The organism is Kaustia mangrovi (assembly GCF_015482775.1).
Classification (GTDB): Bacteria; Pseudomonadota; Alphaproteobacteria; order Rhizobiales; family Im1; genus Kaustia; species Kaustia mangrovi.
This window is the reverse complement of the sequence record NZ_CP058214.1, coordinates 4,017,229-4,030,545: the sequence shown is the minus strand read 5'-3', so window position 1 is coordinate 4,030,545 and position 13,317 is coordinate 4,017,229. Positions and strand designations below refer to the sequence as shown.

At 67.1% G+C, this 13,317-nt stretch carries 13 protein-coding genes; 4 read left to right on the top strand and 9 right to left on the bottom strand.

The features are described from left to right. Position 1 precedes the first annotated feature (1 nt). The 4 genes from HW532_RS19030 to HW532_RS19015 are packed head-to-tail and all read right to left on the bottom strand — an operon-like array spanning position 2 to position 4,317. On the bottom strand, positions 2–1,000 hold the full coding sequence (locus tag HW532_RS19030) for an AAA family ATPase (RefSeq protein ID WP_213161975.1): 999 nt from the start codon (positions 998–1,000) through the stop codon (positions 2–4). Between the two features lie 42 nt (positions 1,001–1,042). After that, complete coding sequence (locus HW532_RS19025; RefSeq protein WP_246479305.1) at positions 1,043–3,046, bottom strand: transposase domain-containing protein; 2,004 nt, start codon at positions 3,044–3,046, stop codon at positions 1,043–1,045. Then, positions 3,043–3,507 carry a DNA transposition protein gene (locus HW532_RS19020; RefSeq protein WP_213161974.1) on the bottom strand — a complete coding sequence of 155 codons (465 nt, stop codon included), beginning with the start codon at positions 3,505–3,507 and terminating at the stop codon, positions 3,043–3,045. Before HW532_RS19020 ends, HW532_RS19025 begins: the two co-directional genes overlap by 4 nt. Beyond that, positions 3,508–4,317 (bottom strand): ParB/RepB/Spo0J family partition protein, encoded by an 810-nt coding sequence (locus tag HW532_RS19015; RefSeq protein WP_213161973.1) that lies wholly within the window; start codon positions 4,315–4,317, stop codon positions 3,508–3,510. Positions 4,318–4,443: 126 nt separating this feature from the next. On the opposite strand from HW532_RS19015, the gene HW532_RS19010 reads away from it, so the two are divergent. Beyond that, positions 4,444–4,878, top strand: coding sequence for a hypothetical protein (locus tag HW532_RS19010; RefSeq protein ID WP_213161972.1), 435 nt, complete (start codon positions 4,444–4,446; stop codon positions 4,876–4,878). Between the two features lie 78 nt (positions 4,879–4,956). Here HW532_RS19010 and HW532_RS19005 read toward each other — a convergent pair whose 3' ends face one another. After that, positions 4,957–5,205 carry a hypothetical protein gene (locus HW532_RS19005; RefSeq protein ID WP_213161971.1) on the bottom strand — a complete coding sequence of 83 codons (249 nt, stop codon included), beginning with the start codon at positions 5,203–5,205 and terminating at the stop codon, positions 4,957–4,959. Next, entirely contained in the window at positions 5,180–5,443 is a 264-nt protein-coding gene (locus tag HW532_RS19000) for a helix-turn-helix domain-containing protein (RefSeq protein WP_213161970.1), read from the bottom strand. The genes HW532_RS19005 and HW532_RS19000 overlap by 26 nt, the downstream gene beginning before the upstream one ends. 194 nt (positions 5,444–5,637) lie before the next feature. Between HW532_RS19000 and HW532_RS18995 the strand changes: the two genes are divergently transcribed. The 3 genes from HW532_RS18995 to HW532_RS18985 all read left to right on the top strand — a co-directional run bounded on the left by HW532_RS18995 (position 5,638) and on the right by HW532_RS18985 (position 8,303). Continuing rightward, positions 5,638–6,165: a helix-turn-helix domain-containing protein gene (locus HW532_RS18995; protein ID WP_213161969.1), complete on the top strand. Its 528-nt coding sequence runs from the start codon at positions 5,638–5,640 to the stop codon at positions 6,163–6,165. Between the two features lie 349 nt (positions 6,166–6,514). Beyond that, a complete protein-coding gene (locus tag HW532_RS18990) occupies positions 6,515–7,027 on the top strand; it encodes a TRAP transporter small permease (protein WP_213161968.1) in 513 nt (170 codons plus the stop codon). Then, the gene (locus HW532_RS18985; RefSeq protein WP_213161967.1) at positions 7,020–8,303 is read left to right on the top strand and encodes a TRAP transporter large permease; all 1,284 of its coding nucleotides are present in this window, start codon (positions 7,020–7,022) and stop codon (positions 8,301–8,303) included. Before HW532_RS18990 ends, HW532_RS18985 begins: the two co-directional genes overlap by 8 nt. A 99-nt stretch (positions 8,304–8,402) precedes the next feature. Here HW532_RS18985 and HW532_RS18980 read toward each other — a convergent pair whose 3' ends face one another. Genes HW532_RS18980 through HW532_RS18970 form a run of 3 tightly spaced genes read right to left on the bottom strand, consistent with a single transcriptional unit; the run spans position 8,403 to position 13,251 of the window. Then, a complete protein-coding gene (locus HW532_RS18980; protein WP_213161966.1) occupies positions 8,403–9,524 on the bottom strand; it encodes an ABC transporter permease in 1,122 nt (373 codons plus the stop codon). 2 nt (positions 9,525–9,526) lie between these two features. Further along, on the bottom strand, positions 9,527–12,295 hold the full coding sequence (gene rbbA, locus HW532_RS18975; RefSeq protein ID WP_213161965.1) for a ribosome-associated ATPase/putative transporter RbbA: 2,769 nt from the start codon (positions 12,293–12,295) through the stop codon (positions 9,527–9,529). Next, positions 12,271–13,251: an HlyD family secretion protein gene (locus HW532_RS18970; RefSeq protein WP_213161964.1), complete on the bottom strand. Its 981-nt coding sequence runs from the start codon at positions 13,249–13,251 to the stop codon at positions 12,271–12,273. The genes rbbA and HW532_RS18970 overlap by 25 nt, the downstream gene beginning before the upstream one ends. Positions 13,252–13,317: the final 66 nt, after the last annotated feature.

Sequence of the window (13,317 nt, the reverse complement as noted above, 5' to 3'; positions counted from 1 at the left end):
GTCAAAGCTCCTCTCCGCCGCGATCCGCCCAAGCGGCCTTGACGTCCGCCGCCGTGACGGCCCGTTCCTCGCCGGCGGCATACATCCCGGCGAGCTGCAGGGTCTTGGAGATCTGGCTCAACGCACCGGGCTTGCGGCCGAGCGCGCGGGCGAGCTTCGTCACCGTCTCGTCCGCGATCCCCCAGGCGGCGATCAGCGCGCCGACATCGTCGTCAAGCGGTTGCAGCCGGCGCAGCCGCTTGCCGATGCGCCTGTGGATCTGGGCATAGGCCGGGACCGCCTTGTGCCCGCCGAAGCGGCCATAGAGCTCCTCATTGCCGAGCAGCGCGATGCCGCAGCCATATTCGTCCAGGAAATAACGCAGCTCGTTGACCGCCTGGTCGGAGAGATGCTGCGCCTCGTCGACGATCAGCAGCGTCTCGCGCCCGTTGCGGCGCAGCTTCTCGCCGAGCGCCCGGTCGAGCCGGCCGGGATTGCGCTCATTGACGTCGAGCGCCTGGGAGAGCTCGACCAGCATGCCGTGCACGCTGGACGTGGTCGGGCGCATTGTGACGAGAAAGGCGTGCGGCCGGGTCTCCACATAGTGGCGGGCCGTCATGGTCTTGCCCATGCCGGCGCCGAGCGTCACCACCGCCATTTCGCCGAGCGTCTGTGCATAGAGCAGCATGTCGGAGAGCTCGCGCGAGGTCGGCGTGGCCACATAGCCGGGCGCCCTGGGGATCCGGGCCGCCGTCGCGGCGACTTCCGCCACGCTCTCCAGCCAGCGGGAGACCTTGATGGAGACGTTGGCGAAGCTGCCGGCATAATTGCCGTCATACCACTGCGACAGCGTGCCGGTGGCGATGCCCGACCGGCGCGCGACCTCCGATTTCGACCAGCCATAGCGCGCCGCGACCGCGGCCATGCGCCCGGTGAGTTCGGTCCAGGCCTTGCGGTCCTCCTCCGCGATATCGGGCGTGTAGCGCGGAGCTGGCCACTCTTGCGTTTTCGTTGCCGTCATGTGAGTTTTCCCTTGCTTGAATTGACTTCATGGGGGCGCCGTTCACCCGGCGTCCCTCTCTTTTTCCGGGAAGGCCAGCACGTCGGCCGTTTCCGCCGCCGCCGCGCGAACCGCCCTCCCGAAACTCGTCGCCGCCCGCTCGGCGGTCATCTCTTCCACAGGCTCGGCCTGGCCGGTCGTGCCGTTGGCCACCATGCGCACCACGCGCGGGGGCTCTGGCGCTTGGGCCGGTTCGGCCTCCGGCAGGAGCTCCGCGACCTGGTCGATGGTCATGCGCCGCTCGAGGTCCAGCAGTTCGCGCTGCGCCTTGAGCCACTGGCGCCGCTTGCGCGCGTGATCGCGTGCCGCGTCCATGTCGTTGAAGCCGCTGGCGTCGATGCATTCGGCCTCAGCAATGAAGCGTCCGTCGAGGCTGTAGACGGCCACCGGGCGCAGGAGGTCCTGCGGGTCGAAGCGCACAATGGCCTTGCGCCCGGCGACCTCTACCAGCGGCTCCGCCCAATAGCGGTTCCCGCCGAGATGGATCTCGCCAGAGGGCTTGCGCGCGGTCACGCCTTCTGCCGCCATCAGGAACAGCCGGAGCTGTTGCGGCACGGCGTGCGTGACGATCGTGTCGGGCGCGGCCATGCTCTCCGCGAACACGTCGGCGAAGGACCGGCCGCGCGCGATGGCCGTGCGCCGGCCGGTGCGCGTGTTGTGCCGCGCGATCTCCTTGGCGACCAGCGCCTCGAAGCTCTCGAACGGTATGGCCTTCGAGCCGTAATTGGCGGGCTTGGCATCCGGTTTGTTGCCGGTATAGGCACCGGCGCAGGCGGGGTGCTTGGCGATCTCCTCGCAGAGATCGCGGAAGGCGCGTTCTATGGGCTTGGCCTGGCCGTGATAGGGCGTGGTCCAGTGCACCTGGACACCGAGGCGCGTGAGCAGCCCCTCCGGCTCGTCCTGCTTTACCTTGAAGCGGAACCGGGTCTTCATGCGCCCGGTCATCATCTTCGAGGCGAAGGCCCGGCCATTGTCGAGATAGCAGTGCTCGGGGATCCCGAAGCTCTCCATCATGTCGGCAAAGGCGGCGCGCACGAGCGGCCAGCTTTCCGAACGCTCGATCCGGTGGCCGACGATCATGCCGGAATAGAGATCCTGGAAGGCGACCATGACGGGCCGTTCGATCTCGCCATCCGGCCAGCGCACGAACACGTCGAAGCGGTGCCCATCGCCGTTGATCGCTTCCATGGCGTGGAACACGGAGCGGTCGCGTGTTTGCGCGGGCAGGATCTTCGAGGCCGCGTCGCGCCCGCCGCGCGCCAGCACCCGCGCCCCGCGCGGTACCTCCCGTTCCAGCCGGCGCTTGAGGGTCTTCTCAGACGGTATGGGCGACCAGCCATGCTCGGCCGCCGCCTCCGTCATGCGCCGGTAGCAGGCGGAGAATGCCGGCTGCTCGGGGCGCAGATAATCCGCCTTGATCATGTCCCAGGCCTGCGGGTGGCAGCCGGCAGTCGCGGTGCGGCCGACGCGCTGATCGGCGAGCAGCGGCGCCCAGTCCGCGCGCGACGCGCCGGCAATCCGCCGCTCCCATCCCCAATAGGTGCTCGACGCGATCCCCTGCGGCTCGCAAACCAGATCGATTGCCAGTTCCTTCGCGGTTCCGGCCGCCTCCAGGGAGCGCACCTGCTCGACGATGGCGAGTTTCTCCAGCGCCTTGTTGCGCCGGCTCTCCGAAAGCGCCTCCCACCGGTCCCACAGGTCTTGCGTCGACTGCACCGGCCGCTCGGGCTGCACGACCGTGGGGCCGGTCGAGTACATCCGTGCTACACGGGCACGGGCACGCGCCGGGAGGACGGAGAAATGCAGCTCGATTCCGCCGCCCCGACCTGACCGTTCGCGCCAGACACCGTGCGGTGCATCGTCGGACCATTGCCGCTCGTCGGAGGTCCAGCCATCTCTGTGCGCCATCAACTGCACGCCACGTTTGGTCTTCGGCATCCCCGGCAGCGTCAACTCCGCCAGCTCCGCCGCCGTGAACCACTCCTGTGTGAGCGTCGATCGCATCATCCGCGCGCCCCCCTCCTGGCCGCACGCCGTGCCGCATCGAACGCGCCATTGATCTCGTCCCGCCGGTCGGCGAGTTGGCCGACCTCCACCCAGGGCAACCATCGATCCTCGACCACCGACTGCCCGAAGATCTCCGCGCCCATCTGGAGCAGGCGGATGTCGCCGGTGACGTGGACGAGCGCCAGGAGGCGCAGATAGGAGATGGTGTGGGCCTCGCGCGCGGGGCTCGCATAGGCGTCGAGCATCGCCCGGCTGACGTCCTCGCCGAGCCAGGCGCTCATCGCCTCCGCGATCTCATCCCGCGTCCGGCCGCTTTCCTTGCAGGTCTCCGAGACCGCCTGGGCGATCCGTGCGCGCATAGACGACGACCGGACCCGCTTCTCGTCGAAGCGGTGCACCAGCTCGGGTGGCTCCCAGGCAAGAAGGTCCAGCGTGCCCCTGTCGCGGCGGTCCCGTGCCATCTAGAGCTCCCCGATCAGCTCATTGATCTCGCCGCTCTCGGCAAGCTGCTCCAGAAAGGCGCGCTTCGTCGCGGTCGGCACATGGCGCCAAATCCGCTTGAGCTTCGCGAGCGGATCGTCGGCCGTCGCGCGCGGCCGGCCGGAGACTTGGGCCAGCGCGGCCTTGATGTCGGGCTTGGCCGCATAGGACTTCGCCACCGTGCGCTGCGCATCTGGCTCCAGCGCCGCCAGCTTCTTGAGCAGGCTCTGATTGTCTGCGTGCTCCGTCCCAGCCAGTGCTTGGCGCAGCTCGGGACGGAGCCGCGCGCCGATATACTGCGCGCGCTTGATCGCGCTCTCGCTGAGGCCCAGCCGCTCGGCGACATGCGCCTTGAAGCCGGTTCCCAGGTGCTCATTGAGAAACTGGGTCAAGTTGGCCCGGTTTTTCGGCCGCCCACCCTTGGCGTTGATCTTCCCGTGCTTGCGCTCCCAGGTCTCGCGGTACTTCATCACGAAGATGGCGCGCTCCAGGGCGGACAATTCGTTGCGGTGCAGGTTCTCCGCGATCTCGATCAGCAGGGTTTCCTCGCCGTCGGCGCTCGTCACGAACGCATCGACTTCCTGCCAGTCCAGCAGCTCGACGGCGCGCAGCCTGTGTGCGCCCGCGAGCAGCCGGTAGGCGTCGGCCGTGCCCTGCACCGTGATCGGGTTGAGAAGACCATGCTCGGCGATCGACGTGGAGATCACGAGCGCATGGTCCTCGTCGACCGCCCGCAGGCGTTCGGGAACCTCGATCCGGTCGAGCGGTATGGTCCGGAAACCGTCCTTCAACGAGAACCTCCATCTGTGATGAGACATGGCGCGCCCGCAGCCCGGTCGGGAGGCATGAGGGGTTGGGCCGCGGACGCGCCGCCCCCTACACTCGGAGCGCTACCAACCGAGTCGGGGGAATGTGGAATGAAGCGATTTGACGCTCTCAAGCGCTTTCTTGAGGCACAAACAGGCAAGCCGCTGGAGAGTCTGGAACCAATCGGCCTGTCGCCGGAGGACGTGATGCGTGCCCTATGGCCACTGAACAAGCAGGTGGCAGCAGCAGCATCGGAGATCGCTTGCGATAGCAGATACGGTACCGAGGTCGACGCAACGCTGGAATTTATGGGTCGCGACGGACTGCGAGCGCTCGAAACGTTGAGTTCCGGCGGATTAAGGCTGCTCCGCGAGCGGTATCTGCAGGCGATGGCAATGGCCAAGGCCAATGAACACGCAGGGACACGCATCATGGTGCATCTCCCTCGCGGCTTGACCGCAGTGCAGACGACAATCGCCGTAGCGCTGTTCTTGCTTCACGGAATGGAGCTCGACGCGACACCAGATGCGAAACGAGAGCACTGATCGCGTTGAGCTCCGACGCTTCAAGCGAATTTGCTACCTGGATTGCGCGGCGATGATCTGCCGCCAGCATCGCCTCAGTCATCGCGCCGCCTCCCCGTGCGCCGCCAGGTCATCGGCCAGCACCTCGCGCACGATCGAGGCCGCGAGCTTGGCCGATGTCGTACCCGCCTCCGCTGCCATCGCGGCGAGCCGCGCCATGTCCTCCTCGGACAACCGCACCGTCACCGTGAGCCACGGCGCGTCCGGCCGGTCGCCGAAGCGCCGCTCGTAGTCCCGCCAGCTCCAGGCCCACCGGGCGCTGTCAGGCCGCGTCGGTCTTTTTGACATTGCCTTGTGCCTTGTGGCCGCTACGATTGGGAACGCGCGTCCAGCCGATCCGCTGGCCGCGAGCGTCGTAGTGTTCGGGGAAGAGCTCCTGCGGCGTGAGGTCGATCGCGTGTGCGAGCGCCTCCTCCAGGTGACTTGATCCGAAGCCTGTTGCCGCCGCCGAAATCGCCTGGCGCGAGCAACCTTCGCGCGCGGCCAGCCGGCGGGTCGAAAGACCCCGGATGCGCAACTGGAACATGATCCATGCCCGCCTCACGGCGGGTTCTTTTGGGATGTCATGAATTGCAGGTGCTTTGGACATGACACAAACGATAGACCGGATTTTCGGTTCGCGTCAAACCGAAAATCCGTTCCCACTTTGTGGCCGGCAACCCATATCGGCGTGCACCGAAAATTCTTTTATTATCAACAAAATATGGGAAATGGGAACCAATGTCAGAGAAGGACAAGGCCGTTCCCTCTTTCCGTACTGAAGTGGGAAACCGGTTGAGAGAACTCGAAAAACGGTTCAAGAACCGGGCCGAGGCGGCAAGTGCAGCCGGCGTTGCCAAGTCGACCTTGCAAAGCTGGATTGAAGGTAAGGCAGACCCTTCGTTTGAAGGTCTTTCACGTCTGGCGGCGAAAACCGGTACCAGCCTCGATTGGCTGGCGGGCAGGAACCTCGGTGACATCGGAGGGGAGGAATCTAGCCCATCGTCCAGCACGTCCGGCATCCAGGCGGAAGTTTTCAAGGAAGTCAGCCGCGCCGTTGCACGCGTTCACAAGGAGGAGGGCATAAAACTGCCGCCGGACGCGCTGTCGGACGAGCTCACGCGCGCTTACAATGCGCTCATCGAGCGGGCCGAGGACGCCGGCGATCGCGACGAGCTGTTGAGCCTGGTGCCCTGGCTCGAGGCGCGGCTTCGAAAGCGCTTGCGCGAGGCCAGGGCGGCCCCTGGAGGCGGTAAACGTCGGGCCTGATGCTCGTCGGCTCACAGTGGTGATTGAATTGCGGCGAGAAAGTGAATTCAACCTCCGCGATTTGTGCGCGGAAGTTATTTCGAATCCTTGGTAAACGCATGGGTAGCAGAAAATGCTTGAAGCCGTTTCGAAGCGCGTTCGAACGCTCGCCGCGTGCTGTCGCCGCCTCCAGCTTCATGTGTCCAAACGCCCCGCGCCTCCACTTTCAAGTGTCCGACGCCGCACAGAACACCGCCGCGCCCAATCCCCCGCAACGCCCCGCGATCCCTGCACTTTTCACCAATTCCCGGACGTTCCCGGATATTCCCGGTTACTCCAGTTTGATGTGTCCCCTAACAGACAGTCTTCCATGATGTTATCCGCGCTCGATGCCGTCTCGCGCCTCGTCGCGAAGGTCACAGGCGCCGTCGTGGCCATCATGGCGGCCGTGGCGATGACCAGCCTCATCCTCCAGGTCTTCTCGCGCTATGTGCTCGGCGAGACCTTCGGCTGGACGGAGGAGCTGGCCCTGTTCCTGTTCACCTGGATCGTCCTGCTGGCGGGCAGCCTCGGTGTGCGCGAGGGCTTCCATGTGCGCCTCACCCTGATCACCGGGTTCCTGCCGGCGCCCGTCTCCGCCGTCTGGGAACGCGCCATCACGCTGCTGGTGATCGTCTTCGGCGCCGCGCTCGCGTCCTCGGGCTGGGACTATGTCGCCGCCACGCTCGGCCAGGTCTCCGCCGCCGTGCGCTATCCGGTGGAGTGGCTCCACATGGCCGCGCCGGTCGCCGGAGCCGCCATCGTGCTCCACGGTACCGTCCGCCTGTTCCGCCCCGTCGAGCGCACGTCCGACGCCGTCGTCGAGGAGTCTGTCGATGACTGAGACCGGCATCGCCCTCGGGCTCACCTTCCTTGCCCTGCTCGTCGGCGGCGTGCCCATCGTCGCCACGCTCGCGCTCGCCACCCTCGTCGGGCTCTGGTACGCCGATATCGACTTCATCGTGCTCGCCCAGCGCACCATCGCGGGCACGCAGGTCTTCAGCCTGCTCGCCATTCCGGGCTTCGTGCTCGCCGGCGACCTCATGATGCATGGCGGCCTGTCGGCCAGGCTCGTGCGGCTGTGCCAGGCGCTGGTGCGCCATGTCACCGGCGGGCTCGGCATGGTGACCGTGCTGTCGGCGAGTTTCTTCGCCGCCATTTCCGGCTCCGCGCCCGCGACCACCGCGGCCATCGGCAAGATCATGATCCCGGAGATGGAGGCGCGCGGCTACCGGCGCAACTTCTCCACAGCGCTCGCCACGGCATCCGGCCCCATCGGGCAGATGATCCCGCCCTCCATCCCCATGGTGATCTGGGGCGTGGTGTCGGAGGAGTCCATTTCCCAGCTCTTCCTCGCCGGCATCGTTCCCGGCATCCTGATCGCCGGCGGGCTGATGGTGTGGTGCTGGATCTCCGCGCGCGCCATGGGACTTTCGCGCGAGACCCGCCGCTCGACCGGCAAGGAGCTGCTGGCAGCCCTCAACGACGCCAAATGGGCGCTCGGTGCGCCCGCCGTCATCCTCGGCGGCATCTATGGCGGCATCTTCACGCCGACGGAGGCCGCCGCGGTCGGCGTCTTCTACGGGCTCGTCGTGGGCCTGTTCGTCCATCGCGAGCTGAAGGTCGCAAGCCTCTACGCGATCATCCTGGAATCGATGAAGACGACGGCCATCGTCTGCTTCATCATTGCCACGGCGTCGGCCTTCGGCTGGCTGATCGCGCTGGAACAGCTTCCCATAGCGCTCGCCGATGCGATCCTGTCGGTCTCCGACAATCCGATCGTCATCCTGCTGATGCTGAATGTGGCGCTGCTCGTGATTGGCGCGGTGATGGACAATATCGCCGCCATGATCATCCTCGGCGGCGTCCTGACCGCCATCGGCTCCCAGCTCGGCCTCGACCCGATCCATCTGGGCGCGCTCGTGGTGATCAACTTCGCCATCGGCATGGCGACGCCGCCCTTCGGCTATTCGCTGTTCGTCGGCTCGGCCATCTCCAAGCTGTCCATCGAGCAGATCTCGCGCGCGCTCTGGCCCATGCTCCTGATCCAGATCGCCGTGCTCATGGCCGTCACCTACATCCCGGAGGTCACGCTGGCCCTGCCGAGCCTGTTGCGCTGACCGCTCCCTGCCCTGCCGCCTGGAGCGACATGCGCCCGATTGGACGCAGATGGCTCCAGGTCCCTGTGTTCCCGCGCTTTCGAACCGGAAAGCTCACATCTAGCGCGCGCTGAGCATGGTGGTACGGAAGCGCGACAGGGCGATGGCGAAGACCGCGACGTCGATGCCCGCGATCCAGACGAGTTCCGGCCACACGATGGACAGCCCGGCACCGCGATAGAGCACGGCCTGCGCAAAGGCCACGAAGTGGGTCGAGGGCATGAGCTGCGTAACGTTCTGAAGCCAGACCGGCATGCTCTCCAGCGGCGTCGTGCTCCCCGACAAGAGGTTCATGATGACAATCACCGGGATGATCAGGAGCCCGAACTGCGCCATCGACCGGGTAAAGGTCGCCAGCAGAATGCCGAGCGCGGTCACGGAGAACTGGTAGAGCACGGCGCCCGCGATGAACAGCGCCAACGAGCCGTGCACCGGCACGCCGAGCAGCCCCTCCACCACGAGCAGCAGCGACAGCAGCGCCGCCGTCGCGATGACCAGCCCGTTGGCCCAGATCTTGGCGAGCATCACCTCCGCCGGGCTCACCGGCATGACGAGCAGGTGTTCGAGCGTCCCGTGCTCGCGCTCGCGGATCAGCGCCGCACCGGTCAGGATGACCGACAGGATGGTGATGTTGTTGATCACCTGCATGACCGCGGTGAACCACATGGACTGGAGATTGGGATTGAAGCGGGCGCGCGTGACGACCCTGACCGCCTGGCCCGCATCCGCGCCCTGAGAGAGATAGCCCGCCACCTCCTGCGCGACGATCTTCTGGAGGTAGGAGGCGCCGTTGCCGGCCTGCGCCATGGCGGTCGCGTCGATATCGATGAGCACGCTCGGCCGGTGGCCGCGCAGCACGTCCTTCTCGAAATCCGGCGGGATCTCGATCACGAACACATAGCGACCGGCATCCATCGCCGGCGTGATCTCCGCCGGCGCGATCTCGTCGGCCGGGCTGAAATAGGGCGGCTGAATCGCGCCGGCGATCCGTCTGGACAGATGGGACCGATCCTCGTCGGCGACCGCGACGGCGGCGTTGCGCACCTCGAACTGCACGCCCGTCGCCACCGAGTAGATGGCGAGGGTGAAGACGTAGAGGATCAGCACCGAAAGGACGGGATCGGCCTTGAGGCTGCGGAATTCCTTCACGCCGAGGCGGGCTATGTTGGCAAGACTCGGCATGCCTATCGTTCCTGCTTCCGCAGCGCGAAGCGCGCGGCGACCACGAACACGACGGCGAACAGCGCGAGCATGGCCTGCTCGGCCCACAGATCGCTCATCGGAAGCGCCTTGGTCATGGTGCCGACCGAAATCTGCTGGAACCACGCGGAGGGAAACAGGGGCGCGACCAGCCTGCTGCCGCCGGTCAGGGCGGAGACGGGCACCAGGAGGCCCGAGAAGTTGACCGCGGGAATGAGCGACAGGACGGCCGCCGCGGCGATGGCCGCCACCTGGCTGCGGGTGAAGGAGGACACGAACAGGCCGAACCCCGTCGCGGCCATGACATAGAGGAGCGCGCCGAGCGAGAGCGCCGCCATGGACCCCTTCACCGACACGCCGAACAGGACCTGCGCCAGCACGATCTGGCTGACGAAGCTGAAGAAGCCGATCAGCACATAAGGCACCTGCTTGCCGAGCAGGAATTCGAGCCGGCCGACAGGCGAGGCCCGGAAGTTCATGATCGACCCGGTCTCCTTCTCGCGCACCACGCCCACGGCCGTCATCATGGCGGGAATCAGGATCAGCATCATCATGATGACGCCGGGCACGATGGCATAGACGCTCTCGAAGGACTGGTTGTAGCGGAACCTCGTCTCGATCGAGATCGGGGTTTGCGGGGCGGCAAGCGCGCCGAGCCGCGCCTGTTCGCTCGCATAGGCCTGCGCGAGCCCGTCTATGTAGCCGCGCGCGGTCTCCGCCCTGAAGGGCATGGCTCCGTCCAGCACCACCTGGACTTCCGGCCGGCGGCCCGCCATCAGGTCGCGGCCGAAGCCCGGCGGGATCTCCACTGCGAACTTGATCTCCCCGCTCTGGAGGCGCCGGTCGAGATCGCGGCTGCTGGCGAGCGGTGCCTGCCGGTCGAAATAGCGCGTGCCCTCGAAAGTCTGCAGGAGCATTCGGCTTTCGCGCGAATTGTCCTGGTCGAGCACGGCATAGGGCAGGTCCTCCACATCGAAGGAGATGCCGTAGCCGAAGGTCAGCAGCAGGATCAAAGGCCCGAGCACCGCGAAGGCCAGCCGGACCGGATCGCGCGCGATCTCCATCAGCTCGCGCCGGGCATAGGCCCAGAAGCGCCGGATATCGAAGCCGCGCGCGGCGGGCGGCGCCGCCGTGCTTTCTCCAACGGGAACCTCGCCTGTCTCCTCCTGCGGCACGGCCTCGTCCGCCGTCTCCGCGGCGTCCTCAAGATAGGCGACGAAGGCCTCTTCCAGAGTGTCGGCGCCGCGCGTCTCCACAAGCTCCGCCGGCGCGCCGACGGCGAGCACCTTGCCGGCATGCATCAGCGAGATTCGGTCGCAGCGCTCCGCCTCGTTCATGAAGTGGGTGGAGATGAAGATCGTGACCTTCCGGTTGCGCGACAGGTCGACGAGATACTGCCAGAACCGGTCGCGCGCGACGGGGTCGACGCCGGAGGTCGGCTCGTCGAGGATCAGGACCTCCGGCCCGTGGATCAGGGCGACGGCAAGCTGCAGGCGCTGGCGGATGCCGAGCGGCAGCGCGTCGGGCAGGCTGTCGGCGACAGTCGCGAGGTCGAAGCGCTCCAGCATCTCCTCAACGCGCGGGCCGCACTCCTCGGGAGGGAGGCGGTAGAGGCGCGCATGAAGGTCGAGGTTCTGGCGCACTGTGAGCTCGGCATAGAGCGAGAAGGACTGCGACATGTAGCCGACGCGGCACCGGGTCTCCATGTCGCGCGCATCGAGCTCCCTGCCGAAGAGCCGTGCCGTGCCGGAACTCGCCGGCAGGAGGCCGGTCAGCATCTTCATGGTGGTGGTCTTGCCGCAACCGTTGGAGCCGAGGAAGCCGAAGATCTCCCCGCGCCTGATCTCGAAGCTCACATGGTCGACCGCGGTGAAGTCGCCGAACCACCGCGTCAGGTCGCGGGCCTCGATGGCGACCGCCCCGTCCTCGCTCTCCAGCGGCGGCACGGTGACTTCGGTATGCGCCGCGCGCTCTGCCTCCGGCAGCATGGCGATGAAGGCCGCCTCGAGGTCCTCCGCGCCCGCCGCGTCGCGGATCTCGTCGGGCGTGCCCGTCGCGATGATCCTGCCGTCATTCATCGCGGCAAGCCACGAGAAGCCCTCCGCCTCCTCCATATAGGCGGTGGCGACGAGCACGCTCATCTGCGGGCGCCGTGTCCTGATCCGGTCGATGAGCGCCCAGAACTGGCGGCGCGACAGCGGGTCGATGCCGGTGGTCGGCTCGTCGAGGATGAGCAGGTCTGGATCGTGGACCAGCGCGCAGCACAGGCCCAGCTTCTGCTTCATGCCGCCGGAGAGCTTGCCGGCCGGCCGGTCCGGAAAGGGCGCGAGCCCGGTCGCCTCCAGGAGGTCCATGATCCGGCGGTGGCGCTCGCGCGCATCCTGGCCGAACAGCCGGGCAAAGAAATCCACGTTCTCATAGACGCTGAGGCTCGGATAGAGATTGCGGCCGAGCCCCTGGGGCATGTAGGCGATGCGGCTGTGGCAGGCCCAGAGGTGCCGGGGCTCGCGCATGTCGCCGCCGAGCACCGTGACCGAACCGTCCTGAATCCTGCGCACCCCGGCGATCAGGCCGAGCAGCGTCGACTTGCCGACACCGTCCGGCCCGATGAGCCCCGCCATGGTTCCGGCCGGCACCGAGAGCGTGACGTCGTCCAGCGCGAGGACGGCCCCGTAGCGGTGCGTGAGGCCCTCCAGCGTCGCGACGGCCCCGGGCCCGCCGTCTGTGTTCACGGCAGGGTCACGGCCAGCCATGACGGCCACTCGGTCGCCTCGTCCACGCGCACATAGCCGAGGCCGCGGACGCCGGTCTTCACCTTGTCGCGATATTTCCGGAGGATCTCGACCGGCACCTGGAGCTTGACGCGGAAGGAGAGATTGTCGCGCTCATCCGCGGTCTCCACGGCCTTCGGCGTGAACTGGGCCTCCGCGGCGACGAAGCTGACGGTTGCCGGCACGACATAGTCGGGGATCGGGTCGAGCACGAGACGGGCCTCCGCCCCGATGGCGAGCCGGCCCGCATAGCGCGCCGGCAGATAGATCGTCATGTAGACATCGCCGAGGTCGAGGATCGTCAGGATCCGCGCGCCGGCGGCCACCACCTCGCCCGGCTGGACGAGCCGGTACTGCACGCGGCCCGACCGCGGCGCCTTGAGCACCGTGTCGTCCATGAGCGTCTTCAGCCGATCCACAGTGGCCTGCGACGCGGCGATCGTGGCCTCCGCCCGGTCGATGCTGGCCTGCGTCGCGTCCACGAGCGCGCGCGCCGTGGTCAGTCTCGATTGCTGCTGGTCGAGCAGCTCCGTCGTGGCGTAGCCCTGCTCGTGAAGCCTCCTGGCGCGCTCATATTCGCGCTCGGCGAGGTCGAGCTGGCTCTTCTGCTGGGCAAGAGTCGCCTCTGCCTCGCGGCGGGCCTGCCGGGATTCGCGAAGCTGGGCCTCTGCCGCCCTGAGCTGGGCGGCCACCTCGTCGGACTGCATGCGCGCGACGACCTCGCCCGCCTCGACCATGTCGCCCTCGTCGACGAGGATCTCGATCACGCGACCGGCCTGCTTGCTGGCGATGTCGACCTGCTCGGCCTCGATACGCCCGTTGCTCTCCGCGATGCCGTCGGGAAGCCTGGACGCCAGGACCGTGTACCAGTAGTAGGCGCCGGCAGCGGCAAGGGCGACGAGCGCGGCGGCGATGAGCCATTTGTACCTGGCGACCATGGATATCGTCTGCTCGCTCTCGAATATGCGGGACGGGACGGGACTGCGGATGCCGGCCACAGATAG